The 24771-nt window shown below is 68.5% G+C and carries 28 protein-coding genes and 1 riboswitch; of the genes, 11 read left to right on the top strand and 17 right to left on the bottom strand.

The features are described from left to right. Nucleotides 1–27: 27 nt before the first annotated feature. The 8 genes from KXC42_RS04170 to KXC42_RS04135 all read right to left on the bottom strand — a co-directional run bounded on the left by KXC42_RS04170 (nucleotide 28) and on the right by KXC42_RS04135 (nucleotide 6776). Nucleotides 28–1611: an alpha/beta hydrolase gene (locus tag KXC42_RS04170; protein ID WP_257606019.1), complete on the bottom strand. Its 1584-nt coding sequence runs from the start codon at nucleotides 1609–1611 to the stop codon at nucleotides 28–30. A 127-nt stretch (nucleotides 1612–1738) separates the two neighbouring features. Further along, nucleotides 1739–2164: a hypothetical protein gene (locus KXC42_RS04165; RefSeq protein WP_039587697.1), complete on the bottom strand. Its 426-nt coding sequence runs from the start codon at nucleotides 2162–2164 to the stop codon at nucleotides 1739–1741. Nucleotides 2165–2372: 208 nt separating this feature from the next. After that, nucleotides 2373–2789: an SHOCT domain-containing protein gene (locus tag KXC42_RS04160; protein WP_006551664.1), complete on the bottom strand. Its 417-nt coding sequence runs from the start codon at nucleotides 2787–2789 to the stop codon at nucleotides 2373–2375. A gap of 305 nt (nucleotides 2790–3094) precedes the next feature. Further along, a complete protein-coding gene (locus tag KXC42_RS04155) occupies nucleotides 3095–3520 on the bottom strand; it encodes a hypothetical protein (RefSeq protein ID WP_219129961.1) in 426 nt (141 codons plus the stop codon). Between the two features lie 94 nt (nucleotides 3521–3614). Beyond that, nucleotides 3615–3887 carry a DUF2537 domain-containing protein gene (locus KXC42_RS04150; RefSeq protein ID WP_039958000.1) on the bottom strand — a complete coding sequence of 91 codons (273 nt, stop codon included), beginning with the start codon at nucleotides 3885–3887 and terminating at the stop codon, nucleotides 3615–3617. Next, a complete protein-coding gene (locus KXC42_RS04145; protein WP_138841780.1) occupies nucleotides 3884–4690 on the bottom strand; it encodes an RNA methyltransferase in 807 nt (268 codons plus the stop codon). The genes KXC42_RS04150 and KXC42_RS04145 overlap by 4 nt, the downstream gene beginning before the upstream one ends. Before the next feature lie 140 nt (nucleotides 4691–4830). Continuing rightward, nucleotides 4831–5262, bottom strand: coding sequence for a MarR family winged helix-turn-helix transcriptional regulator (locus tag KXC42_RS04140; protein WP_006551668.1), 432 nt, complete (start codon nucleotides 5260–5262; stop codon nucleotides 4831–4833). 44 nt (nucleotides 5263–5306) lie between these two features. Next, nucleotides 5307–6776: an NCS2 family permease gene (locus tag KXC42_RS04135; protein WP_219129960.1), complete on the bottom strand. Its 1470-nt coding sequence runs from the start codon at nucleotides 6774–6776 to the stop codon at nucleotides 5307–5309. An 80-nt stretch (nucleotides 6777–6856) separates the two neighbouring features. Here KXC42_RS04135 and KXC42_RS04130 point away from each other — a divergent pair, with 80 nt between their 5' ends. Then, a complete protein-coding gene (locus KXC42_RS04130) occupies nucleotides 6857–7108 on the top strand; it encodes a DUF2530 domain-containing protein (RefSeq protein WP_006551670.1) in 252 nt (83 codons plus the stop codon). 39 nt (nucleotides 7109–7147) lie between these two features. On the opposite strand, the gene KXC42_RS04125 is transcribed toward KXC42_RS04130, so the two are convergent. The 3 genes from KXC42_RS04125 to KXC42_RS04115 are packed head-to-tail and all read right to left on the bottom strand — an operon-like array spanning nucleotide 7148 to nucleotide 11407. Continuing rightward, complete coding sequence (locus KXC42_RS04125) at nucleotides 7148–7687, bottom strand: phosphatase PAP2 family protein (RefSeq protein WP_219129959.1); 540 nt, start codon at nucleotides 7685–7687, stop codon at nucleotides 7148–7150. After that, on the bottom strand, nucleotides 7684–10494 hold the full coding sequence (locus tag KXC42_RS04120) for a sacsin N-terminal ATP-binding-like domain-containing protein (protein WP_219129958.1): 2811 nt from the start codon (nucleotides 10492–10494) through the stop codon (nucleotides 7684–7686). The genes KXC42_RS04125 and KXC42_RS04120 overlap by 4 nt, the downstream gene beginning before the upstream one ends. A gap of 1 nt (nucleotide 10495) precedes the next feature. Further along, complete coding sequence (locus tag KXC42_RS04115; RefSeq protein ID WP_219129957.1) at nucleotides 10496–11407, bottom strand: DUF3027 domain-containing protein; 912 nt, start codon at nucleotides 11405–11407, stop codon at nucleotides 10496–10498. A gap of 135 nt (nucleotides 11408–11542) precedes the next feature. Between KXC42_RS04115 and KXC42_RS04110 the strand changes: the two genes are divergently transcribed. From KXC42_RS04110 to KXC42_RS04100, 3 genes are all read left to right on the top strand, one after another. Next, nucleotides 11543–12358, top strand: coding sequence for a glutaminyl-peptide cyclotransferase (locus tag KXC42_RS04110; protein WP_006551674.1), 816 nt, complete (start codon nucleotides 11543–11545; stop codon nucleotides 12356–12358). A gap of 91 nt (nucleotides 12359–12449) precedes the next feature. Beyond that, nucleotides 12450–14126: an MFS transporter gene (locus KXC42_RS04105; protein WP_219129956.1), complete on the top strand. Its 1677-nt coding sequence runs from the start codon at nucleotides 12450–12452 to the stop codon at nucleotides 14124–14126. Nucleotide 14127: 1 nt separating this feature from the next. Then, on the top strand, nucleotides 14128–14616 hold the full coding sequence (locus tag KXC42_RS04100; protein ID WP_033096784.1) for a DUF2771 domain-containing protein: 489 nt from the start codon (nucleotides 14128–14130) through the stop codon (nucleotides 14614–14616). Between the two features lie 68 nt (nucleotides 14617–14684). On the opposite strand, the gene KXC42_RS04095 is transcribed toward KXC42_RS04100, so the two are convergent. Further along, on the bottom strand, nucleotides 14685–15092 hold the full coding sequence (locus KXC42_RS04095; protein WP_006551677.1) for a cold-shock protein: 408 nt from the start codon (nucleotides 15090–15092) through the stop codon (nucleotides 14685–14687). A gap of 193 nt (nucleotides 15093–15285) precedes the next feature. On the opposite strand from KXC42_RS04095, the gene KXC42_RS04090 reads away from it, so the two are divergent. The 3 genes from KXC42_RS04090 (at nucleotide 15286) to KXC42_RS04080 (ending at nucleotide 16971) form a co-directional block, all read left to right on the top strand. Then, nucleotides 15286–15528 (top strand): hypothetical protein, encoded by a 243-nt coding sequence (locus KXC42_RS04090; RefSeq protein WP_024103084.1) that lies wholly within the window; start codon nucleotides 15286–15288, stop codon nucleotides 15526–15528. Next, the gene (locus tag KXC42_RS04085; protein ID WP_006551679.1) at nucleotides 15525–15917 is read left to right on the top strand and encodes a YccF domain-containing protein; all 393 of its coding nucleotides are present in this window, start codon (nucleotides 15525–15527) and stop codon (nucleotides 15915–15917) included. The genes KXC42_RS04090 and KXC42_RS04085 overlap by 4 nt, the downstream gene beginning before the upstream one ends. Before the next feature lie 327 nt (nucleotides 15918–16244). Then, nucleotides 16245–16379: riboswitch (cyclic di-AMP (ydaO/yuaA leader) on the top strand. Nucleotides 16380–16389: 10 nt separating this feature from the next. Beyond that, nucleotides 16390–16971 (top strand): transglycosylase family protein, encoded by a 582-nt coding sequence (locus tag KXC42_RS04080; RefSeq protein WP_006551680.1) that lies wholly within the window; start codon nucleotides 16390–16392, stop codon nucleotides 16969–16971. A gap of 159 nt (nucleotides 16972–17130) precedes the next feature. Here KXC42_RS04080 and KXC42_RS04075 read toward each other — a convergent pair whose 3' ends face one another. Next, nucleotides 17131–17319 carry a hypothetical protein gene (locus KXC42_RS04075; RefSeq protein WP_006551681.1) on the bottom strand — a complete coding sequence of 63 codons (189 nt, stop codon included), beginning with the start codon at nucleotides 17317–17319 and terminating at the stop codon, nucleotides 17131–17133. A gap of 59 nt (nucleotides 17320–17378) precedes the next feature. Here KXC42_RS04075 and KXC42_RS04070 point away from each other — a divergent pair, with 59 nt between their 5' ends. Continuing rightward, nucleotides 17379–19658, top strand: coding sequence for a helicase-associated domain-containing protein (locus KXC42_RS04070; protein WP_219129955.1), 2280 nt, complete (start codon nucleotides 17379–17381; stop codon nucleotides 19656–19658). A 70-nt stretch (nucleotides 19659–19728) separates the two neighbouring features. On the opposite strand, the gene KXC42_RS04065 is transcribed toward KXC42_RS04070, so the two are convergent. The 4 genes from KXC42_RS04065 to KXC42_RS04050 are packed head-to-tail and all read right to left on the bottom strand — an operon-like array spanning nucleotide 19729 to nucleotide 23738. Then, the gene (locus tag KXC42_RS04065) at nucleotides 19729–21084 is read right to left on the bottom strand and encodes an LLM class flavin-dependent oxidoreductase (protein ID WP_019289937.1); all 1356 of its coding nucleotides are present in this window, start codon (nucleotides 21082–21084) and stop codon (nucleotides 19729–19731) included. Between the two features lie 28 nt (nucleotides 21085–21112). Beyond that, nucleotides 21113–21838: an ABC transporter ATP-binding protein gene (locus KXC42_RS04060; protein WP_219130432.1), complete on the bottom strand. Its 726-nt coding sequence runs from the start codon at nucleotides 21836–21838 to the stop codon at nucleotides 21113–21115. Continuing rightward, nucleotides 21814–22677 carry an ABC transporter permease gene (locus KXC42_RS04055; protein ID WP_039587562.1) on the bottom strand — a complete coding sequence of 288 codons (864 nt, stop codon included), beginning with the start codon at nucleotides 22675–22677 and terminating at the stop codon, nucleotides 21814–21816. The genes KXC42_RS04060 and KXC42_RS04055 overlap by 25 nt, the downstream gene beginning before the upstream one ends. Next, on the bottom strand, nucleotides 22674–23738 hold the full coding sequence (locus tag KXC42_RS04050; RefSeq protein WP_200359466.1) for an ABC transporter substrate-binding protein: 1065 nt from the start codon (nucleotides 23736–23738) through the stop codon (nucleotides 22674–22676). Before KXC42_RS04050 ends, KXC42_RS04055 begins: the two co-directional genes overlap by 4 nt. Nucleotides 23739–23926: 188 nt before the next feature. Between KXC42_RS04050 and KXC42_RS04045 the strand changes: the two genes are divergently transcribed. Genes KXC42_RS04045 through KXC42_RS04035 form a run of 3 tightly spaced genes read left to right on the top strand, consistent with a single transcriptional unit; the run spans nucleotide 23927 to nucleotide 24729 of the window. Then, nucleotides 23927–24364, top strand: a complete 438-nt coding sequence (locus tag KXC42_RS04045) for a hypothetical protein (protein ID WP_144376970.1) — start codon at nucleotides 23927–23929, stop codon at nucleotides 24362–24364. A 15-nt stretch (nucleotides 24365–24379) separates the two neighbouring features. After that, nucleotides 24380–24547 (top strand): hypothetical protein, encoded by a 168-nt coding sequence (locus KXC42_RS04040; RefSeq protein WP_019289942.1) that lies wholly within the window; start codon nucleotides 24380–24382, stop codon nucleotides 24545–24547. 23 nt (nucleotides 24548–24570) lie between these two features. Continuing rightward, nucleotides 24571–24729 (top strand): hypothetical protein, encoded by a 159-nt coding sequence (locus KXC42_RS04035; protein WP_019289943.1) that lies wholly within the window; start codon nucleotides 24571–24573, stop codon nucleotides 24727–24729. Nucleotides 24730–24771 lie beyond the last annotated feature (42 nt).

Below are 24771 nucleotides of genomic sequence, written 5' to 3'. Positions count from 1 at the left end.
GTCGAGCGACGCTCCCGGTCGGACTCGTCACTCCTCTGCTCCGACAATGAATTTCACCTCGTCGATGTCGTCGGGCGTGATCTCCGGGGATTGCAGGACGAGAGCCCAGGCGTCGACGTACTCGGTGCTGTACTTGTGGCCGTGCCCGGCCGGGACACCCGTGGAGAAGGGCAGATCGGCCGTGACCTGCCAGAAGGTCACGAACGGGATCCACACCATGTCCTCGAGCACGTCGCGGCCGGGGGCTTCGCCGATCCAGTCCGGCTCACTCGTGATCAGGTGCGGACTCCACCAGACGATCGGGTCCGACGGGTGCATCAGATACAGCACCCGACTCCCCTCCCACGGCTCGTCCGTCGGCGGGATCTCCGCCTGTGGGTCGTTCGTGAACCGCACCGTGCGGCCGTCCCGGAAGACCGGTTCGATCTCGGGGCTGCCGGCCTCCCGGCGATCGCTGAACTCCCGGAAGAGGACGTTGAAGTTCGGAGGTCCGGCGAAGACCGTGCCCGACGTGCGATTGCGCAGGTCGTACTCGCCGCTGAAGGCGGTCTCCCCGCCGAACGAACCGAGGCTCTCCCCAGCCACGAGCAGTCGGGGGCGGGCGTCCTGGGGAAGCTTCGACCAGACGTCGTAGACCGCGTCGAACAGGTCGCGTCCGGCTTCCCGCGCCTTCGACTGATCGACGAGATAGGAGATCCACGAGGGCAGATAGGAGTACTGGATCGCGACCGTCGCGACGTCGCCGCCGGTGAGGTACTCGACGGAGTCCACCAGGGCCGGGTCCACCCAGCCGCTCCCCGTCGTCGTCACGACGACCAGGTTGCTCCGCTCGAATCCTCCTGCCCGGGTGAGGTCCTCGACAGCGAGGGACGCGCGATCCTCGGTGTCGTCCGCCGATGCCAGGCCGGCGTAGATCCGGATCGGTTCGAGGGCAGGACCTTCGGTGAACTCACCGAGTTGTTCGGTGGTCGGCCCCTGCCCGACGAAGATCCGCCCCTGCCACCCGAGAGAATCCCACGGAACGACCGAATCCGGTCCACCGGAGCGGAGTGCGGTCGTCGGTTGCTGCACACCTTCCTCGGTTCTCGTGTCCCGCGCCGAGAACGCCGCATTGGCGGCGTCGATGAAGCCGGCGAGGAGCACTCCGGAGACGATCGCGTACACGAGTCCCGCGACGAGAACCCACCCCACGACGTTCGCGGCCCGCTGCCCGATCCACCGGTCGAGTGTCCGTGCCGCCCAGTGGTACAGGGCGCGGATACCACGTCCGATCGCCAGCAGCACAGCGAACATCACGACCGCGACGAGCGGGGAGAGAACCGCAAGTGCCAGGTTGTACTCGGAAACCCGCATCAGAGTACGGATCTCGTACTGCCAGTACTGGCCGAGCCCGAAGAAGACCGCGAAGAGGACCGCCCCGCAGGCGCCGAAGATCCACCACGACGCAGCCTTGGGAGACCGAGGAGGCCGGTCGGCGAAGGCGCGCCACACGAACGCGAGGAGCACGCCGAGGCCGTATCCGATCGCGGCAGTGATCCCGCAGATCATCCCCTGCAGGATCCCGCCGCGCGGAAGCAACGACGGGGTGAACGACAGGCACGCGAAAAGCACTGCACCCCAACACCCGGGAAGTGTGAGGTGCAGTGCCCACCGCCGTGCCCGCGATCGGGGAACATCGGTCGCGACGTTCGCGCCCGGATCACCCCGGACGCTGCGGCCGTTTTCTTGCACGGTCGCGTCAGTAGTAGTCGGCGCGCGGCTGCCAGGTCGAGATCGCCCAGATCACGACCGCGTCCAACGCGATGATCAGGATCGACCACCACGGGTAGTACGGCAACCACAGGAAGTTCGCGATGATCGACAACGCAGCGAGGACGATCGCCGTGACACGGGCCCAGGTGGCGCCGCTCATCAACGCGAGACCGGCGACCAGCATCACGACACCGAGGACGATGTGGATCCATCCCCACGTGGTGAAGTCGAACTTGAACGTGTATTCCACGCCCCGCACGAAGACTTCGTCCTCGGCCACCGCGGCGATGCCCTGGAAGAGCTGGACGACGCCGACCGTTGCCAGGATGATCGCGGCCCCGATCGAGGTGCCTGCGGCGATGCCCTGTTTCACACTCATTCCGTCCCTGTCGGGACGTACGTCATGAGACATGACGATCCTCTCGTGTACGAAGGAGACATCGGTCGTGCGCCGGCCCTCGCGAGGAGCGGTCACGATCCGATTCGGAGGAGCAAGGACGCTACGGGTTACGCTGACGCCCTTATACTTTCAACCGCCGGCTACCCCGACGCGATACAACGATCGCACGAGCCGACCACAGAAGGGCACCCGTCCGGGATGCCCTTCCCGCACCGATGGTTCACGCGATGGGCACGCCGTCGCGTCCGGTCGTGACGTTGCCGAGCGCCTGCGCTTTGAGGTGTTCGTACTCCGTGGGTGTGATCGCACCCGAATCGAGCAGGGCCTTGGCGTCGGCGATCTGCTGGGCCGGGGATTTCCCGACTGCCACGGTCCGGATGTACTCGTCGGTGGCCTGCTTCGCCTCCGCTTGGGCCTGCTGCGCCCGCAGTGCCATCCCGCGGCCTCGAGCGATCAGGTAGACCAGCGCCGTGAGGTACGGAAGGATCACCAGTCCGATGACCCACATCGCTTTGACCCAGCCGGACACGGAGTGATCACGAAAGAGGTCGACGATGATTTGGAACAGGACGATCAGGTATGCCACGAATGCGAATACGACGACTGTGTACCACACGTAGTCCCAGAATGAATCCATAGCCGAACCTCCTCGGCCGGACCGGGGGACGGAACGATGCCCGCGAAACCGCCCGGTGATTGAAGATCTCGAATCCTGTGTCCCCTGCGGCGTGCCGTTGCCGACACCACCACCAGTCATGGCCCATCCGCTCGACACCGGAACGAATCCGTGGCATCTGTCCGACTCCGGTGTCGGCGGGTCTCGCTACGAGCCATGACGACCTCCGCCCCTCCCGTCCGGAAGGAACGCATAAACCATACGCCCATCACGAGTGGAGGGCACGTGTTTTCGCTGATCGTGCGCCCGGTGCACGACCGGGTCGTTCAGAAGTAGATCGCTCGGGGGTTCCATGCCGAGATCGCCCAGATCACCATCACGTCGAACGCGATGATCAGGATCGCCCAGCCCGGATAGTTCGGAAGCCACAGGAAATTCAGCACGATCGACAGTGCGGCGATGACGATCGCCACCACCCGCGCCCAGGTCGCGCCGGCGATCAACGAGATTCCCACCACCGCCATCGCGACGCCGACGACGATGTGGATCCAACCCCACGTCGTGAGGTCGAACGCGAACGTGTATTCCGGCCCGGCGACGAGCAACTCGTCGTCGGCGACCGCAGCGATCCCCTGGAGGATCTGCAGCGTCCCGATCAAGGTCAGGATGATCGCGGCTCCCACCGCCATTCCGGCCGCCAGACCCTGACCGACCGACATGTGCTCCCGCTCGGCATTCGCACCGTGGGACATGACTCTCCTTCCGGCCCACCCGACATTTCCGAGTGTGCGCTTCGGAGGCGTTCTGCGGAATGCCTCCAGTGGAGGAACTCTCCGGCGGAGGCGGTCAGGACACGAGCAGCGCGAGCCAGCCGAACGGCACACCGGCCACGAAACCGGCGGCGAGCCAGCGCAGTACCTGCACCCGGAGCCACGACCACACGGTCGGCGCGACTCCCGCGACCGTCACGACATTGACGACGACGGCGAGGGCCGGATGGATCCGGCCGAGCACCTGCCCGCAGGCGACGACGGTGATGACGGTGGCGACGAAGGAGAATGCCGTCAGCGTGAGCCCCGTCGCCCAGGGTGTGGGCACGGGGCCGCGAGCCCGGCTCATCGCGGAAGCCGCACCCGCTCGTAGAACGCCATCGCCGCAGCGGTGGCCACGTTCAGCGAATCCGTGCCGACAGCCATGGGAATCCGGGCGCGCACGTCGGTCGCCCGCATCGCATGTTCGGTCAGGCCGGGGCCCTCGGCGCCGAGCAGCAGCGCGACCTTCTCCCCCGTCATCGCTTCGGCGAGCGGGATCGCCCGTGGGTCCGGGGTCAGCGAGATCAGCTGGAAGCCTCTGCTGCGCAACAGATCCAGGTCGTACGGCCACCGGTCGACGTGCGCGAAGGGGACACGGAGGACGTGCCCCATCGACACGCGCACCGCACGCCGGTACAGAGGGTCGGCGCATCCTTTCCCGAAGAGCACACCGTCGACGCCGAGCCCGGCGGCGTTGCGGAACATCGAGCCGATGTTCTCGTGGTCGTTGACCCCTTCGAGCACCGCGACCGTGGTCGCCTTGTCGAGGACGTCGTCGAGCGAGAGCGGTTCGGGCCGGTGCGCGACGGCGAGCACCCCGCGGTTGAGGTGGAAGCCGACGACCTCCGCCATGGTCGCCGCATCGGTGCGGTAGAACGGCACGTCGACGTCACGCAGGTCGTCGGCGAGTTCGTCCAGCCGCCGACTCACCCCGAGCAGGCTCGTCGCAGCGAACCGGGAGTCGAGCATGCGCTGGACCACCAGCACACCCTCTGCGATCACCAAACCCTTGCCACCGGGAAGGTCGGGCCGACGGTCCGCGGAGTTGAGATCGCGGAAGTCGTCCACCCGGGGGTCGGAAGGATCGTCGATGTCGATGACGTGAACCACCGGGTCATTCTCCCAGCGGCCCTGCACCCTCCCGCACCGGGTCGGTCGTCACGACCGCGGTGCGGTCGGTCGTCATCGACCGCGGTGCGGTCAGTCGTCATCGACCGCGGTGCGGTCGGTCGTCATCGACCGCGGTGCGGTCAGTCGTCTTCAGCGACGAGCGCCGTGAGGATTCCGACGGCGTCGCGCAATGTGGCGAGCGAGTCGGGATCGAGTTTGTCGAGCCGTTCGGTCAGCCACACTTCGCGTGCCTGCGCCTCGTCGGCGAGCAATTCCCTCCCGGCTTCGGACAGTGTCACGATGATCTGTCGTCCGTCCGTCGGGTGCGGCGTCCGCTCGACGAGACCGAGTTCGTGCAGAGACGCGATGACCCTGGTCATCGAGGGTGGTTGGACGCGTTCGCGCGCTGCCAGTGCCCCCGGGGTCATCGCACCTTCCTGCGCGAGGGTGGCCATTGCCGAGATCTGGGTCAGAGAAACTCGGGAATCGGTGCGTCTCCCCCGCAGATGACGCGTCAGACGCACAACGGCGAGTGAGAGGTCACCGGCGAGTGCGCGTGTATCCGAGATCATGGCGTGCAGAATACGTCACATCGCCCGAAACACGCGTCGGCTGCCTAGGTGAGCAGTTCCGTGAGCGGATCGACCGAGAAGTACAGGGCGAACAGCACTGCGACGATCCACATCAGCGGATGGATGTTGCGGATTTTGCCGCTCGCGGCGTGCAGGATCACCCAGGTGATGAAGCCGACGCCGATGCCGTTGGCGATCGAGTAGGTGAACGGCATGACCATGATGGTCAGGAAGGCCGGCAGCGCCACAGCGAACACCGAGAAGTCGATGTCGCGGACCTGGCCGATCATCAGGGCACCGACCACGACGAGAGCCGGAGCGGCCGCTTCGATCGGGACCACCTCGTACAGCGGGGTCAGGAACATCGCGAGCAGGAACATCACACCGGTGACCACGTTGGCCAGGCCCGTGCGGGCTCCTTCCGCGATACCCGAGGCCGATTCGACGAACACCGTGTTCGACGAGGCGGAAGCGCCACCACCGACGATGGCGCCGGTGCCCTCGACGACGAGGGCCTTGCCGATGCCGGGCAGGGTGCCGTTCTTGTCGGCCAGGCCGGCTTCCTTGCCGAGGCCGGTCATGGTGCCCATGGCGTCGAAGAAGTTCGCGAGGACGAGCGTGAACACGAGCAGGGTCGCGGCGATCACGCCGATGCGGGTGAACGCGCCGAACAGGTCGACGTTGCCGACGAGGCTCAGGTTCGGGACGCCGAAGAAGGAGTCGGGGGCGTCGGGGGTGCTGAGGTTCCAGCCCTTGGGGTTGGTGCCCAGCGACGGGCCGACGTCGGCGATGGCCTCGATGATCATCGACAGGATCGTCGTGGCGACGATGCCGATCAGCAGTCCGCCGCGCACCTTGCGTGCGACGAGCACACCCATGAGCAGCACACCGACGACGAAGACGAAGGTCGGCCACGACGCGATGGAGCCGTCGATGCCCAGGCCGACAGGGACGGTGGTGCCGGCGGCGTCGGGGATGCGGCGGACGAAGCCGGCGTCGACGAGGCCGATCATGGCGATGAAGGCGCCGATACCGGCAGCGATGGCGGCCTTGAGTTCTGCCGGGATCGCGTTGAAGACCGCGGTGCGGAAACCGGTCAGGGCCAGCACGACGATGATGATGCCGTCGATGACCACCAGGCCCATCGCTTCGGGCCAGGTGACCTGCGGCGCGATGGTCACCGCCAGCAGGCTGTTGATGCCGAGGCCGGCGGCGATGGCGAACGGATAGTTGGCGACCACACCGAAGACGATGCTCATGAAGCCGGCGACCAGCGCGGTGACGGCGGCGACCTGGTTGATGGGCAGGATGTTGCCCATCACGTCGATCTTCGCGCTCGCGTCCTCGGCGGAGAAGCTACCGAGGATCAGCGGGTTGAGGACCACGATGTACGACATCGCGAAGAACGTGACGATGCCGCCACGCACCTCTCGGGACACGGTGGAACCGCGTTCGGTGATCTTGAAATAGGTGTCCAGGAAGGACGTTCGCTTGGAGTCGGTGCCTACGGCCATGTCCACAAATCCGCTCGTCGAGTACGGGGCGTCGCAACGGGAACCGATTATTGCAGCGCGAAGGAACTAATCTGCAAACCGTGGAACCCGCCCAGCTCGTCGCAGCCCGCATCCGACGCCTCGCCGACCCTCGCCCCGCGCTTGCCGTGGGAACCGGTCTGTGGGTGGTGGCAACCGTCGTCGTGGCGGTGGTGGGCGGCGAACTCCGGGACGATGTGCTTCCGGTCTGCGTGGCGGGAATCGTGGTGGGGCTGCTGGGAACTGCGCTCTTCCTGTTGCAGCGTCGCGCCGCCCGACGCGGTGACCGGGGTGCCCAGGCGGGGCTGGACTGACCCTCACCCACGGCCGTCCGCGACAAGCCCACAGCGGTGTCAGCGACGGATTCGCACCCGAGTGATCAACCACACCCACAGCAGGGCCCATGTGATCCCGAAGATCCAGCCTGCGACGACATCGGTGAACCAGTGCGCCGCGAGGTAGATGCGAGAGAGCCCGATCACGAGGGTGTAACCGGCGAGTGCGGTCGTCGCGGCGGTCCGGCGGCGATCGCCGCGCGGCCACGTGCGCACGACGACCGCGACGAGCACCGTGGCCAGAACTGCGCTGGTCATCGCGTGTCCGGACGGGAACGACTCGGTGCGCAGGGCCAGGAGCCGTTCGGGTTCCGGTGGCCGGACACGGCCGAACAGATTTTTGAGCAACACCATCAACGGCCAGCCCGTGAGGACCGCTCCGGCGACGAGGACGGCGTCGGACAGACGATCGGCCCGCACCAGCAGCAGCGTCGTCGCCGCGGCGATCAGGCTCGTCGCGACTCCCCCGCCCGTGTGGGTGAGTGCGGTCACCGCGGTGGTCAGCCACGGCTCGCGGAGCGACACCATCCAGTCGAGCACCGCGGCATCGAGCGTCACGGTTCGGTTCTCACGTCCGGAGCCGTGAGCGCGGTGAGTGCCGCGGCCAGGCCGATCGGTGTGCTGTGGACGGTGCCGGCCGCGTCGACCCACCACGGGACCTCGACCTCACCGGTCAGGGCTCCGGAGCAGCGGAGGACGAGTCGGTCGTGCAGCGCAAGTACGCCGCGCGGAAGCGGCACCCCGGCGACGATTCCGGCCAGGACGGCGGCCGGTTCGCGCTCCCACGTCGAACTCCTCCCCTGCTCGACGGGTTCGGCGTCGACCACCGCGGACGCCACGGCGATGTCGAGCACGTCCGCGAGCGCGTGGGCGGTTCCCCTGCCGCCGGTGACTAGGCGGTCGTGCGGGATCGCGGCCGCGAACCACGGACGGTCGGGTACGAGAGCGTCGGCTGCGTCGACGACGACACCCGACAGGCTGCGCACCCCGTCGGGCAGAGTGACCGACTCGGGACCGAGACCACCCGACGAGAACGCCGCGGCGAGCGCGTCGTGCGCGGCGACGATCGCGGCCGGCCCCGGCGACCTGCTGTCGTCCGCGAGCCGGTCGAGCAGTGTCTGTGCCAGTTCGATGTCGTCGATCCGCGTTCCGGCGAGGGCGCTGCGGAAGGCCGATGCGTCGGGGTGGGTACAGGGATCGAGCAGACCTTCGAAGAGGGTGTCGTCGGCGAACCGGTAGTGGCCCAGAGGCCGGCCGTCGAGCGACGCGCGGGTGCGCAGATACCACGCCGTATATCCGGCGGGGTCGGCGATCGCTTCGGCCGTCGCGGGCTCGGCGGCCAGCAGGGTCAACGCCCGCGACCAGCGGCGATCGTCGACGAGATCGAGGTCGCGCACCGCGACGAGCACCTCGGGATCGTCGTCGAGCCGCTCCCACCACAGGTGTTCGTCGGGCAGATCGTGGTCGGGGCCGGTCGGCAGTTCCGCACGCAGGACCGTGAATCCCCAGCCCACACCGATCGCCCGCAGGGCGTCGGCCCCGTACCGGTCGACGACGGACGGGTCGACGGTGCCGAAGGGCGCGTCCTCGACGAGTACTTCTGCGAGTGGTGCACCGGGAAGCAGGAGTTCGTCGGCGGGGACGAGGTCGCCGTGGGTGTCGGGTAGCAGCAGTGCCCCGAGTTCGCGGGGCACGGCCGCGGGCGACACGAGCGGCACCAGTCGCAGCACGACGTCGGCGAGCTCACCGGCCGGGAGGTCGCCCTCCGGGTGGAGGTCGTCGGGATCGGTGTCCTCGACGGCCGCGACGAGCGCCGGGTCGGCGAGCAGGTCCTCGACCGTCACGGTGCCGGCTCCGAGCCGGGCGAGCAGCGGATGCGCGGCGTCGGGATGGACGAGACGCACCCAGGGCATGGACACCGGGCCGATATCCTGCAGTTGCGTTGCGAGAACGGCCGTACGCGGGCCGGTCACGGTCCGTCCGTCCGACAGCGGAACCGGCAGCGATGCGAGTTCCTCGGCCGCGACCGCGTCGACGACGAGCGGAGTGAGCGCCTCGTACAGGCGGTTCCACCACTTCGGATCGCGTTCGTGCCCGGAGAGCAGTTCGGCCAGTCGCGCGAGACCGAGCCGGTGCACGCCGACGGCGGACAGCGCGGACGCATGTCGCGGCCCGCACAACTCGGGGATCACGAGCCCCGGGACCACCTCGCCGAGGACGTCGGCGAGGTCGTCGGTGAGACCGGGAAGTGCGACGGCCCGGTCGGGCACCAGATCGGCGCTGCGGTCGGCGGCGGGAAGCCACGCGCCGGCAGCCAACTCGTCGAGGATCGCCTCGCGGATGCGTTCGTCGACCTCGCTGCGCGCGAAACCCGGCAGGGGCACGAGGTCGAGTCGCTGCTCGGCGGGCAGAGCCGCGACGAACCGCGCGTATCCGCGGGCGACGTTCTCGACGTGGGCTCCGGGAAGCACGCGCCTCCGGTCGGGTTGCATGGCGACGTCGGCGACGACGACCGCGGGAAGTGACAGCTCCTCGTCGGAGCGGGTGGGGGCACGCAGGACATCGCTGCGGACCGGGTCGACCCGCCCGTCGACGACGGGCACCAGCCATCGCGCCGACGCTCCGGTGAACTCCCACCAGGTGCGATCGCCGATCCGCACCTCCCACAGGCCGCTGTCGAGTTCGCGCCGGTGACGGGTGAATTCGTCGTCGGCGACGAGGACGGTGTGCAAGCCCGGGAGTTCGAGCAGGATGTCGTGGGCCTCGGATCGGAAGGCGTCGAGCAGTGCGACCGGGTCCACCCCGGGGCGCAGGGTCAGCACGACCTCGGTGTCGCTGCCGGTCGCCGGCGGGGCCTCCGTCGGCCACACGAGGCGCAGCGCCGGGACACCCGACTCCGGCTCGGGCAGGTTCCGCTCGGCCAGCACCGCGCGGGTGCGCTCGGCCGAGAAGTGGAGCGAACCGGTGCGCGAACGCACCTCGATGTCGTCGGAGACCGACAGCACCGCCGTGAAGCCGACACCGAACCGTCCCACGGTGGATCCGGCGCCGGTCTTGTTCGACGAGCGCAGTGCGGTCAGCGCGTGGACACCGCCCTCGTGGAGCGGCTCACCGATGTTCGCGACGTGGAGACGGCCGTCGGCGAACCAGACACGCAGCTCACCCGGTACATCGGCACGCGCGGCGGCGTCGGCGGCGTTCTGGGCGAGCTCGGTCAACACGCGGTCGCGGTAACCCGCGCGGACATGATCGGCCTCGGTCGCCGCGTCCTCGCGCAGGCGGGTGGGCGACGACGACCAGGCCGCGAGGATCCCTTCGCGTAACGCCGCGGTCCCGAACGGATCCGCGGGGTCCGGCCGGGTCACGTCAGTCGGTCTGTTCCGACTCGGACGGGGACGGCTCGGACGACTCGGGGGCAGACGACTCGGGGGCAGACGACTCGGGGGCGAGCTCGTCCGTGGAATCGGTCGGCGTGGACTCGGTGCTCACGACCTCGGTGCTCACGACCTCGGTGGTCGCGGACTCCGCAGGCGCCGAGCCGGCCGGTCCGACCTCGACGACCTCCACTGCCGAATCGTCGAACGCCTCGTAGATCGGCGAACCGGCGCCGGTGGGCAGGGTCGTGTCGGAATGCGCGCCGCATCCGTACTCGGCGTGCACGACGTGACCGTCGGCGGCGAACTCGTTGCCGCAGACGCCGAAGGCCGCACGCAGCGATCCGGCGAGCGGAAGATAGAAACCACACAGGCGGCACGAGGACGGAGCGGCCTTCGCCATCTCCGAGTCGGGACCGTATTCGCTGTCGAACCAGCGCTGCGCTGCCTCGAGGCGACCTTCCAGACTCATGACCTGCTTGCGGCCCAGCCCGATCTCGAGGGCGGTCTCATCGACCTCGGGGTCGCCGGACAGCATGTAGCCGGGAACCAGGCGCACGTCGTCGGGAGCGGGAGCCAGCAGGTCGCCGGGACCCAGATCGCCGGGACGGATCCGCTCGCTCCACGGCACCCACGCGGGGGCGACGAGCGCGTCGGGACCGGGCAGGAGCACGAGTTCGCTCACAGTCACCCGATCCGAATCCGGGGCGGCGGCCACGACGACGGCCCACTGCCAACCGCGGTAACCCGGCAGCTCCGAGGCGAAACGATGGGTGGCCGAGCACTCGTCCTCGCGCGTCACGCCCAGATAGGCGCCGACTCCACCGTCTCCGAGTTCGTCGAGTGCGGCCCGAGCGAGGTCGACGGCGTCGGCGAGCACGGAACGCACCGCCGGATCGACCACGGGGTTCGTTCCTCGGGAAGTGGAAGCAGAGGCAACACTCACGACCCCCATTCTGCCTGACCTGTCTGCTCCGGCGCCTGCGGGTCGCGGAAGGTCGTACAGGCACCGCTCACACGCGAGGTGCAGGATGGGCGCGTGCCCCGTCTTCTCCTCTCGGCCGCGGTCGCGACGGTCGTCTGCGTCACCACCGCCGGATGCGGCGACGATCTCGTCGCCGAACCCGGTCCACCCGCCACCGAACTCGGTGTGGAAGTAGTCGCCACGCACCCCCACGATCCGGAGGCGTTCACCCAGGGCCTCGAGATCGACGAGGGCGAACTGCTCGAAGGCACCGGCCGGGCCGGGCGCTCGTGGGTGTCGGCCCGAGAGGTCGACCTCGACGGCGGGACCGTCACCCTCGCCGAGACCGAGCGCACCCGCGAACCCGTCCTCGACGACCTCTTCGGTGAGGGCATCACCGTGGTCGGCGACGAGGTGTGGCAGCTGACCTGGAAGGACGGCACGGCCGTCCTCCGCGATCGCGACACCCTGCTCGAGAAGCGCCGGGTCGACTACGACGGCGAGGGCTGGGGGCTGTGCGCGCAACCCGGCCGTCTGGTGATGAGCGACGGCTCGGCCGAGCTGATCTTCCGCGACCCCGTCACCTTCGACGAACTCGGGCGCGTCACCGTGCACCGGGACGGACGTGCCGTGTCGAAGCTCAACGAACTCGAGTGCGCCGAGGACGGCAGGGTCTGGGCGAACGTGTGGCAGACGGACGAGATCGTGCTGATCGATCCGGCCTCGGGCCGTGTGGAGGCCCGGGTCGACGCGGCTCCGCTGCGTGATCGGCTGCCCGCGGGAGCCGATGTGGACGTCCTCAACGGCATCGCACGGATCCCCGGGACCGATCGGTTCCTGGTGACGGGCAAGTACTGGCCGACGCTGTTCGAAGTGCGTTTCGTGGAGTGATCCGGGTGGCATACCGATCGCGGCACGCGTCACTCGGGCCACGTGCCGCCCTTGTGTTACAGCCGCTATCGCGTGGGGAAGAATCGAAGACGTGACCGAACCGGACGAGCGACCCGCCCCCGAGGGAGCGGACGGCCGTGTCCCGGGTTCGCAGCATCCGGGGTACAGCAACTATCCGCCTCCGCGCCGCGTCTCGGGCCGTCGCACTCCCCTGCCGCCCCTGCATCCCGTCGACCATCCGCGCCGACCGCCGGGTGCGTCGGCGGCCGGTCGGGCGGAGTCCTCGTCCGAGACCGACTCACCGCGCGCTCCGCGCATGCCGCGGAAACTGACGGTGACGCGGGTCGCGGCCCTGCGCAGCCGCGAACTCACCTCGAAGGGCATCGCGACCTTCCGCCGAGCGGCCACGGCCGACGGCGCCGACAAGTCGGGCCTGACGGCGCTCACCTACGCGACGATGGCGAACTTCGCCTCCGACGCGGCCATCGCCGTCGCGCTCGCGAACACCCTGTTCTTCTCGGCGGCCACCGGTGAGGACAGGACGAAGGTCGCGCTGTATCTGCTCATCACGATCGCGCCGTTCGCGATCATCGCCCCGCTCATCGGGCCGCTGCTCGACAGGTTGCAGCACGGTCGTCGCGTCGCGCTGGCGACGTCCTTCGCACTGCGCACGGTGCTCGCGGTAGTGCTGGTGTTCAACTTCGACAGCTGGCTGTTGTATCCGGCGGCGCTCGGCATGATGGTGCTGAGCAAATCGTTCGCGGTGCTCAAATCCGCGGTGACACCCAGAGTCCTGCCACCGGAGATCGATCTGGTGCGGGTGAACTCCCGGTTGACGGTCTTCGGCCTGGTCGGCGGCACGATCGGTGCCGGCGCGATCGCGGCGGCCGCGGCATGGGCATTCGGTTCGTCGGGCGCACTGTGGCTGTGCGCCGGGATTACCGCATTCGGCGCCTATCTGAGCATGCGTATCCCCGCCTGGGTCGAGGTCACCGAGGGTGAGGTGCCGGCGACGCTGTCGTACCACCGCTCCGACGCGCGCACCGAGGTGCTGAACGCCGACACCGTGACCGAGGTGATCGTCACCAAGTCCGGGAAACGGAAGCAGCCGCTGGGACGGGCGGTGGTGACCGGACTGTGGGGCAACGGCACGATCCGCATCCTCACCGGCTTCCTGACCTTGTTCATGGCGTTCGTCGCGAAGAACACCACCGGACAGGATCCGCTCATGCAGGCCGCGATGCTCGGTGGTGTCGGTGCCGCCGCCGCGGTCGGCAACTTCGCGGGCAACGCGACCGGAGCGCGACTCGCGCTCGGACGGCCCGCTCTCATCGTCGTGCGGTGCACCGCCGCGGTCGTCGTCGTGTCCGCCGTCGTCGCTGCGACCGGCAACGTCCTGGCCGCCGCGCTGGCGGCGTTCGTGGCGGCGTGCGCCAGCGCGCTGGCCAAGGTCTCGCTCGACGCATCGCTCCAGCAGGACCTTCCCGAGGAGTCCATCGCGTCCGGATTCGGCAGGTCCGAGACGGTTCTCCAGCTCAGCTGGGTGTTCGGCGGAGCGATGGGTGTGCTGTTGCCGACCGAACTGTGGCTCGGGTTCGCTGTGGTCTCCGTCGTGCTGGTTCTCGGATTCGCGCAGACGGTGCTGACATACCGTGGGGGGACATTGCTGCCGGGATTCGGCGGCCGTCGACCCGAACGCGTCTCCACCGAGACGGCTGCCGGGCGGAGGCGCGCCGGTGGATCCCCCACCGAAGATTGGAACAGTTGAGTTGCAGGCCCGGACGAAGAAGATTCTCGCGCTGCTGCTGGTGGCCCTGGTGGTCGTGGTAGCGGGAGTCGCCGCCACGGTGTGGAAACTGGTCGATTCGGCCGAGCCCACGCTCCCCACCATCACCGCGTACGCACGGGGAAAGACCGTGACGGTCGATCCCGCGCAGCACTGCAATCTCTATCTCGAGGACTGCGTGGAGAACCCGATCGGTCAGCTCGACGTGCCGGCCGGCTACCCGCTGCAGCTGTCGCTTCCGAACGAGATCGCCGATGCTCCGTGGCGCATCCTCACCGTCTACGGCGACACGCAGACCGGGCAGACCTACATCGACGGCGCGATGTTCGAGGCCGGTGCACGCCGCACCCTCACCGTGGAGAGCTCCCCGGAGCTGCAGTTGCTCGGAGTGGAGATCCAGCTGCCGTCGGCCGTCGTCGACGAGGCCGGTGAACCGATCGCGCACGCCGTGTGGGCCGTCAAGACGTTCTGAGTCCCGACCCCGCATACGACGACGGGCCGTCCTCGCACACGGCGAGGACGGCCCGTCGTGGTTCGTCCCTAGTGATCGAGCTCGCGCGCGATCGCCCGCATGACCTCGGAGATGCGCTGCCCGGTCTTGCGGTCGGGGTAACGCCCGCGCCGCAGATCGGGCTGGACCGCTGCTTCGAGCAGCTTGATCATGTCCTCGACCATGCCGTGCAGTTCGTCCGGCGCGCGGCGCTTCTGCTGGGCGGGAGCCTCGCGGCGACCCTGCCGCAACGTGGGCTGCTCGAGGAGCTCGACCTTCAGCGCCTGCGGACCCCGGCGGCCCACCGCCATACCGAACTCGACGCGCTGACCGGGCTTGAGCGCTTCCACTCCCTCCGGCAGTGCCGAGGCGCGGACGTAGACGTCCTCACCCTCGTCCTGGGACAGGAAGCCGAAGCCCTTCTCGACGTCGTACCACTTCACCTTGCCGGTCGGCACCGCGCTCACCTGCTCCTCGAAAGCTGTGCCCCACAGTGGGGCAACCCGTTTACCATGCAAAACAACGCGCCCCGCTCGGTCGAGCGGGACGCGTAGACACCTGTCAGTGTACCCGCAGAGGTGGGTCCGCCCCCGAATCGTCTTCCCGCTCCCGGACGTCACCGTCCGTCCTTGCGGCGACTACCGTGGTCACGTGGGTACTTCATCTTCGGATTCGTCTGCCGCCCCGCGTAACGGCCTCCTGAAGGCCGCGATCGCCTGCTTCGTCGTCGGTGTGGTGGCGGTCGTCGCCATCTTCCTCATTCCGGCGGTCACCGACGGCACGCCCGGACTCGCGCTGTATCTGTTGACCCTCGCATGGCCGTTGGGTTTCGCCCTCGCCATCGCCTTCGCGCTGCGCTCGGGCCGGCGCGCTCGGAACGGAGACCGGACATGAGGATCCTGCTCAACATCATCTGGTTGATCTTCGGCGGGCTGTGGCTCGCGCTCGGCTACTTCGCGGCAGGTCTGATCTGCTGCATCCTCATCATCACCATCCCGTTCGGCATCGCGTCGTTCCGGATCGGTATCTACGCGCTCTGGCCGTTCGGCAAGACGACGGTCGACAAGCCGACGGCCGGCACCATGTCGCTGATCGGCAACGTCATCTGGATCCTGGTGGCCGGTATCTGGCTGGCCCTCGGCCACATCGCCACCGCGCTCGCCATGGCCGTCACGATCATCGGCATCCCGCTCGCCGTCGCCAACCTGAAGATGATCCCGATCTCCCTGATGCCCCTGGGGAAGGAGATCGTTCATGTGGATGCCCGCCCGAGTTACATGTGATCTTTCTCACATAACGAGCCGATAACGAGCAGGACTCGAAACGAAATTTCGGGTACCCGGACCCCACTACCTGGGACTTCATTCCCCGGTCCGCGCCACACACGTCTGTCGCCACACGAATCGGCGCGTTATCAATTGGTGACACTTCGCCCTCGGAACCGTTACCGTCATGTCCGGTCGAACCGCCTGGCTCGACCGGTCCGGAACCGCCGCGCCAAATTCCTGTCCCGTGGTTCCGGAAGTCCCGACGAACGATCCACAGGGGACAGGAAACGGGGGACCCACCGGTCTCCCAGGAACCGATCGGCCCACAGCCGGACGGTGTCCAGGAGGCCCGGGCCGACGCAAGCGCGACGGTCCTCGGGGTGAAGCCGAAGGCGCTCCCAACGGAGCGACACGGCCGGGCGACCTCTTCAGCCCGAACCCGACAGCTGACCTCGTAGGTGCGTACGGAGAGGAACACGGAACCGACATGAGCGGACGCCATCGCAAGCCCACCAATACCGGTCGTACCGTCGCGAAGTTCGCGCTGACGGGCGCAGTCCTCGGCGTCACGGGTGTCGCGTTCAGCGGCACGGCCGCTGCCGCCCCCGACTCCGACTGGGACCGCCTCGCACAGTGCGAGTCCGGCGGCAACTGGGGAATCAACACCGGCAACGGCTACCACGGTGGCCTGCAGTTCTCGCCGAGCACCTGGAACGCCTACGGCGGCCAGGAATACGCCGCCTCGGCCAGCCAGGCCAGCCGCGAGCAGCAGATCGCCGTCGCCGAGCGTGTCCTCGCCGGCCAGGGCTGGGGCGCATGGCCCTCCTGCTCGTCGAGCCTCGGCCTGTCGAGCGCGCCCACGCAGCGCTCCGTCGACGCAGCGCCCGCCGAGACCCCTGCGCCGGCCATCCAGAACGCTGTCCCGCAGCTTCCGGAGACCCCCGCTGTCCCCGCCGAGGTCCAGGGCATCCTGGCCGGCTTCGAGCAGGGCGTCACCGCACTCCAGGACGCCGGTGTCGAGCTCGACCCGAACATCCTGGACGCCGTTCGCGCGGTGCTCCCGCAGTAACACCCCGAACATCCCGGAAGGGCCTCGCACCGTTCACGGTGCGAGGCCCTTCCGCATATGCGGACGACCTTCGTTCATCCCTCACACACGACGACGCCCGGCCCCCACGAAGGGACCGGGCGCCGTACGGAAGAGTCTGTTCGGTGATCCGCGATCGGATCAGCGGTTGATCACCGTCTTCGGATGCGTGTAGGGCAGGTCCTCGACCGGCAACGGGAACACGGTGTCCTCACCGTACGGGGAGAGCGGACCGGAACGCGTGGACGACAGTTCGGTGACAGCGTGCTCACCGTCGGCCAGCTCGGGCCATCCGTGGTCGACGTAATGCTTTTTCGAAGAGGTAGCCATGCGCTCATTTTGGCAGGTGAGTTCGGGGCCTGCTACCGCAGGTCTCTAATCTGGAGGGGATGTCCCCGACCACGCCCGCTCCCGACACCGCCTCGGACTCCCTCGCCCGCTGGCTGGCAGGTCGACGCGACACGGATCTGGCCGCCACGCTGCGCGCCCGTCCGGATCTCGTAGTGCCGCCACCGGCGAGCATGAACGTGCTCGCGAGCCGGGCTCAGCAACGCGCCTCGGTGTTCCGTGCGGCCGACGAACTCGACACCGCCGCCTTCGGGATCATCGAGGTGCTGGCCCGTCTCGGAGCGGTGGACACCCCCGTCTCCCGCGCCGCCGTGCTCGACGAGGTCTCCGGCCGCATCAGCGCGAGGAATCTCGACCGGATCCTGTCCACCCTGCGCTCGCTGCTGCTCGTGTGGGGGCCCACCGACGAACTGCGTCTCGTCGCCGCCGCCGTGGACGCCGTTCCGTGGCGCGTCGGACGCACCGGCGACGTCACCGGACCGTCCCGGCAGGAGCTCGACGACCTCCTCGCGGCTCTTCCGCCCGAGCAGCGCAGCATCCTCGACACCCTGTCGCGTACGTCCCCGATCGGTCGGACCCGCGACGCCGCACCGGACACCCCCGCCGACCGGCCCGTGCAGAAACTGCTCGCCGCCGGACTGCTCTTCCGCATCGACGACGAGACCGTCGAACTCCCCCACCGGGTGGGCCAGGCACTGCGCGACGACGCTCCCTTCGATCCGGCGGCGCTCGCTCCCCCGCGCGCACCGAAACCCACCCGATCGACCGCCGACGTCAATGCGACCGCAGGCGGCGCCGCCCTCGAACTGCTGCGGCACTGCGAAGACGTTCTCGACACCCTCGGTGCGCAAGCCGCCCCCGTCCTCAAGGCCGGTGGGCTCGGTGTCCGCGAACTGCATCGCATCGGGAAGGCGGTCGGACTCGACGACGACGAGACGGCGCTCGTCGTCGAGGTCCTCGCGGGTGCCGGCCTGATCGCGCGGGGCCTCCCCGATCCGCCGACACCGGGGGACGACGATCACTGGGCACCGACCACCGCCACCGACGCGTGGCTCGCGTCCTCCCCCGCCTACCGCTGGGCCGTGCTCGCCGGTGCCTGGCTCGATCTGCCGCGCCGGCCCTGGCTGATCGGCCGGCGCGACCAGAACGACAAGCCGGTCGCCGCGCTGTCCGACGAGGTGAAGTCCCCTACTGCCGCCCGCGACCGACGGTTGCTGCTCGACGCCCTCTCCGACGTGCCGGCGGCGGGCACGGACGTCGCCGACCTGCGTACCGCTGCGGCGTGGCGTCGTCCTCGCTGGGCGAGTCGCTTCGACACGACGAGCGTCGTGGAGACCGTGCGCGAGGCGACGACACTCGGTCTCGTCGCGCACGGCATGCTCGCGTCGCCGGGCAAGGCGCTGCTGCACGGCGGCGACGCCGAGGCCGAGATGGCAGCGGTGCTCCCCGAACCCGTCGACTACGTGCTCGTCCAGGCCGACCTCACGGTCGTCGCCCCCGGACCGCTCGTCCCCGAACTCGGCGAGCGGATCGCGCTCGTCGCCGACGTCGAATCGGCCGGTGCCGCGACCGTCTACCGGATCGGCGAGAGCAGTATCCGGCGCGCGCTCGACGCCGGGCTCGGCGCGAGCGACCTGCACGGCCTGTTCGCGACGCATTCGCGCACCCCGGTGCCGCAGTCGCTCACCTACCTGATCGACGACGTCGCGCGTCGCCACGGACGCCTGCGGGCCGGTGTGGCGACGTCCTTCGTCCGCGCCGACGATCCGGCTCTGCTCACCGAGGTACTGTCCGCCCCGGTCGCCGCCACGCTCGCCCTGCGCGCGGTCGCCCCGACCGTCGCGATCTCGCAGGCGCCTCTTGCCGAGGTGCTCACCGAGCTGCGCGCCGCTGGTTTCGCTCCCGCCGGGGAGGACGCATCGGGAGCGATCGTGGATCTACGGCCCCGGGGTGCCCGCGTCGCGATGCCGCGTGCCCGGGCCCGCTATGCCGGGCCCACCGCGCCGAGCGACGAGCAGCTCGACACCCTCGTGCGCACGCTGCGCGCCGGCGACCGTGCGGAGTCCGCGACACCGACGGCCTCGGCACGTGGTGACGGCAGCCGGTCCGGCGGTGCGGCGACGCTCGCGCTGCTGCAACTGGCCGTGCACGGCAAGCGCAGCGTCACCCTCGGCTACGTCGACGCTCAGGGTGTGGCGACGCGCCGCATCGTCGACCCGGTGTCGGTGGGCGGCGGGCAGGTGCAGGCCTTCGACCCGGCGACCGGCTCGGTGCGCAGCTTCGTCCTGCACCGCGTCACGTCGGTGGCGCTGGTCGACTGACGACGGACCCGGGTGCGGTTGATCGAGCATCGCCTGGAACCGCCCACCACCGGCCCGTGGGCGGAGAGGCTCAGCGCTGCGTCGCGAACCCCACGAACGCCCCGCCGACGGTGAACTGGTTCTCCGGCCGTGGGAGCCCGTAGTGCCCACGCAGGGTGGATTCGGTGTACTCGGTGCGGAACAGACCGCGCTCCTGCAGGATCGGCACCACACCGTCGACGAACTTCTCGAGCCCCGACGGCAGCACGGCGGGCATGATGTTGAAGCCGTCGGCCGCGGCGCTGTGGAACCAGTGCTCGATCGTGTCGGCCACCTGCTCGGCCGTGCCCGCGAAGGTTCGATGGCCGCGACCGCCGCCGAGTCGTTCGATGAGCTGCCGCACCGTGAGGTTCTCCCGTCGCGCGAGCTGCACGATGAGCGTGTACCGGCTCTTGGCTCCCTCGATCTCGTCCTCGGACGGCAGGTTCTCCGGCAGCGGCTCGTCGAGCGGAAGCTGCTCCGGCCGCAACCCGAACCGGTCGGCGAGCTGGTGGCGCGCGTACTCGGGCGAGATCAGCCGGGCCAGTTCGGCCTCGAGTTCGCGTGCCTCATTCTCCGTATCGCCGATGACGGGCACGATGCCCGGGAGGATCAGCACCTGCCGCGGGTCGCGGCCGACCTTGCCGACCCGATCCTTCACGTCGTCGTAGAACGCCTTGCCCTCCTCGAAGGTGGGCTGAGCAGTGAAGATCGCCTCGGCGTACAGCGCGGCGAAGTCCTTGCCGTTCTCCGACGAGCCCGCCTGCACGAGCAGCGGATAGCCCTGCGGCGACCGCGGCACGTTGAGCGGCCCGGCCACCGAGAAGAACTCTCCCTCGTGTTCGAAGGTGTGGACCTTCGCGGAGTCGGCGTGGATCGCCGCCTCCTTGTCGGCGACGATCGCGTCGTCCTCCCAGCTGTCCCACAGCTTGGTCGACACCTCGACGAACTCGGCGGCCCGCGCGTAGCGGCTCTTGTGCGCCGGCACGCCGTCGAGACCGAAATTGCGAGCGGCGTCGTCACCGGCGGTAGTGACGATGTTCCAGCCGGCCCGTCCCCCGCTGACGAAATCCAGCGATGCGAATCGACGCGCGAGGTTGTAGGGCTCGTTGTAGGTCGTCGACGCGGTCCCGATGAGACCGATCCGCTCGGTGGCCGTCGCGATCGCGGTGAGGATGATCGTGGGTTCGAGCTTGCCGCTCGGACGCCGTTCGGGATTCGCGAACAGCACGGGGCTGTCGGCGAGGAACACCGAATCGAACCTGCCACGCTCGGCGGTGCGGGCGAGCGAGATGTAGTGCTGGATGTCGAGATTCGCGTTCGGGTCGCTCTCCGGCAGACGCCAGGCCGCTTCGTGATGGCCGACGGGCATGAGGAAGGCGTTGAGGTGCAATCGACGATCGGTCATGTCTTCTCCTGTCGTGAAAGGTCTTTCGTCACAGTTGCGTGATGACACCGAGGGCGGTGAGGAGGTCTTCACGGATGTCCCGGAAACCGGGATCCGTGATGGAACGGGGCTTGTCGAGATCCACGTGGCAGTCGACGGCGAGGCGCCCTTCGTCCAGCACGACGATCCGGTCGGCGAGCACTATCGCCTCGTCGACGTCGTGAGTCACGAGCAGCACGGTGGGACGGTGCGCGCGGACGAGGTCGTCGAGCAGTCCGTGCATCCTGATGCGGGTCAGGGCGTCGAGCGCGCCGAACGGCTCGTCGGCGAGCAGCAACTGCGGCTCCCGCACCAGGGCCCGGGCCAGCGCGACACGCTGTTGCTCCCCGCCCGAGAGTTCGAGCGGCCAGGCGTCCTCGCGCCCGGCCAGGCCGACCTCGGCCAGCATCTCGGATCCCCGGCTCCTGCCCTGCCTGTCGAGCCCGAGCGTGACGTTGTCGAGCACGCGCAGCCAGGGCAGCAGGCGGGAGTCCTGGAAGGCGACGGAGACCTTCTCCGGTACCGCGAGGGCGCCGCCCCGGATCTCCACGTCGTAGTCGAGGCCGGCGAGCGCACGCAGCAGGGTGGACTTCCCGGATCCGCTCCTGCCGAGCAGGGCGACGAACTGTCCGTCGGGGATCTCGAGGTCGAGCCCGTCGAGCACGTTCCGGTCGCCGAAGCCGCGGATCAGGCCGCGGATGCGTACGGCGCTCATCCGCCCAGCGTCTTCCGCCAGACGAGCGCCCGACGCTCGACCAACCGGAGACCGGCGTCGGATGCCAGACCGAAGATGCCGTAGACGAGCAATCCGACGAGGATGACGTCCGGCTGACCGTAGTTCTGGGCGTTGAACATCATCTTGCCCAGGCCGCTCACGGCGTTGATGCTCTCGACCACGATCAGGGTGAGCCACGCACCGGTCACCGCCAGGCGCAGACCGAGGAAGAATCCGGGCAGCGCTCCTCGCAGCACCACCTTCCACACGAACTGTGCGCGAGTGAGAGCGAGGACCTCGGCGAGTTCGACGTAGCGCTGTTCGAGGGCCGTGAGAGCGTTGTGCGTCTGGATGTAGATGGTCACGACCGTCCCGAGTGCGATCACCGTGATCTTGAAGGTCTCGCCGATGCCGAGCCACAGGATCAGCAGCGGGATGAGACCCAGCGTCGGGATCGCACGCTTGAACTGCACAGGGCCGTCGATCAGTGCTTCACCGGTGCGCGTCAGGCCGGATGCGAGCGCGAGCGCGGTGCCGATGACACATCCGATCACGAAGCCCAGCACGGCACGGCTCAACGATGCCAGGATGTGTTGTTGCAGAGTTCCTTCCGCGACGAGTTCGACCGCGCTGGTCACCACGGTCCAGGGAGCGGAGAGCTTGCGGTCGTCGATCCATCCGGCACCTGACCCGATCGCCCACACGACGAGCAGCAGAACCACGCCGGTCATGCGCGAGAACGGGACGGCCTTGCGGAGACCGAGCCGCCGGAGCGGCCTGATCCCCTCCGTCGGTGGCTGATCGGTGGGGTCCGGTGGGCGGGCGCCGACCTCCACCGGCCGTGTCAGTGTGCCGGTCACGAATCCGACCCCTTCCGGTACTCCTGCGGAACCGACTCCGCGGCAATCGTTTCGAATCTGCGATCGAAGATCTGCTCGACGTCGAACTCGTCGAACCATCCGGCCTCATCGAGCAGTTCCGAGGTCTCCTGCGTCCATTCGATCGCGGAGTCCCAGTCGGTGGGATATGCCGGTTTCTGGCCGACGGTTTCGACGATCCGCCTGCCGTCCTCGTACGACACCCCCTCGCTCTCGACGTAGTACTTCCGAATCCACTCGTCCCGGTTCTCCCACGCCCAGACGTCACCCTGTGCCCACAAAGGGATGAATTCCTTGATCTCCGCGACCTTCGCGGGATCCTCGAGCACGGACACCGGAGCCCACAGAACACTCAACGCGTCGACCTCGGGCGTGAACACCCCTCGCGCACCCTCGGTTTCGTACTGGTTCAGGTACTTCGTGAGGGTAGGTTCCGCCAGCGGTGCGACGTCGACCTGCTTCGCCTGGAGCGCCGTGAGGAACTGCGTGCTCGGTAGTTCGACGAATTCCACCTCGTCGAGACCGATTCCGGCCGACTTCAGCGTCCGGAGCACGACGACACCCTGGGCCTGCCCCGGCGACAACGCGATCTTCCTGCCGCGCAGGTCGTCCAACGAATCGATGTCTGTACCGGGTGCCGTCGCGAGCGAGTACTGCGGCGAATCCTTCTCGCGTACGGCGACGATCCTGGCGTCGAGCCCGGTGGCACGGGCCTGGATGGGAGGAATCGCCGCATTGACCGCGAGGTCGACGGCGTCGCCGCGGAACGCCTGGATGACGTCGGGACCGGCCGAGACGTCGGGCCAGTCCGACACCGTGAACGGCAACTCGTCGATACGACCGGTCGCTTCGAGCTGGATACGGGTGGGCTTGACGGCAATGCTCAACGACGTCCCCGGTGGAATCTCCTCGGGGATTTCGGCGTCGGCGGACAATCCCCCGGTCGAACCGCCGGCGCACCCGGTGAGCACGACGCTCAGTGCGGCCGCGACGACGATCGGAGCGCGCAATCTTCGAGAGCGCACGAGTGAGGACACGATCATGAGAACTCCTTGCGAAAGTGAGGGGCGCGACATCGCGCGAATACGCCGACGTGCGCCACCGGAAGACGAGCGGGAACCCGAGCGCGGGCCCGACCGCGAGGACAGCAGTCCTGGAAACCGCAGTCCCGAAATCAGCGGTCACGGTACGGAGAACAGCGACAGTGCGGACAGCCACGGAACCGCGATCGGTGGACGACACGACACGCACGGTGTTCGCGACGCGAGGCACTGCGGCCTGCGATCACGGTCCGGCCCATCGCTCTCCCCCGTCCGCCCGGGCTGTGGACGTCCTCTGTCTGCACAGCATCGCCGGTGACGGTATCGGCCGCGCGGAACTTCCCGACAGGGATCAGCGCACGGTGAAATCAACTCCGGACACCGGAGTACGGAACATTTCAGCGCCGTGTTCGGATGGCGCACAGAATAATTCGAGCGACTGGCTTTTTCCGGGAAATGACGTATGGTGTGGTCTTGTCGAGTGGTTGTTCATCGAAGATGGAGTGACAATGGCCGACAAGGGCAAGAATTCGAAGAAGCCAGCGAAGTCCCTGAAGGAACGTCGTCAGGAGAAGCGGCAGAAGGCCGCCGAAGCCGGCGAGTTCATTCGTAAGCGGAAGCGGAGCTGAATCCGGTTGCAGGCCATGGATCTCGAAATCGCAGCGCTCGAAGCGCTGTACGACAAGATAAGTGGATTGTCCGGTCGGGAAACGGGCACCGACGCACAGCGGCACGGATATCGCGCCGCCTTGGCGCGTGCACGGGTGTTCGTTCTCGACGAGCGTGCCGGCGCGATGAAACAGCCGGCCTGAGAAAAGAGAAAATCGGTACTGGAATGAAGCGGACGCTGCATGCCCTGGACAAGATCCAGGAACGACTCGAATCGGAACTGGATTCGAGACCTCCCACCTCCGAGAAAGACGCCGGCTACCGGTCCGGTATCTCCGAGGCGCTGGTGTGCGTGATGGAGGTGCGGCAGTCGCTCGCACGGTGAGTACGCCGTGAAACCGGTCGGCCGTGCGTTCCCGCCACGGGG

The organism is Rhodococcus sp. LW-XY12 (assembly GCF_019317345.1).
GTDB lineage: Bacteria > Actinomycetota > Actinomycetes > Mycobacteriales > Mycobacteriaceae > Rhodococcus > Rhodococcus pyridinivorans.
This window is presented reverse-complemented; position numbering and strand designations above follow the sequence as displayed.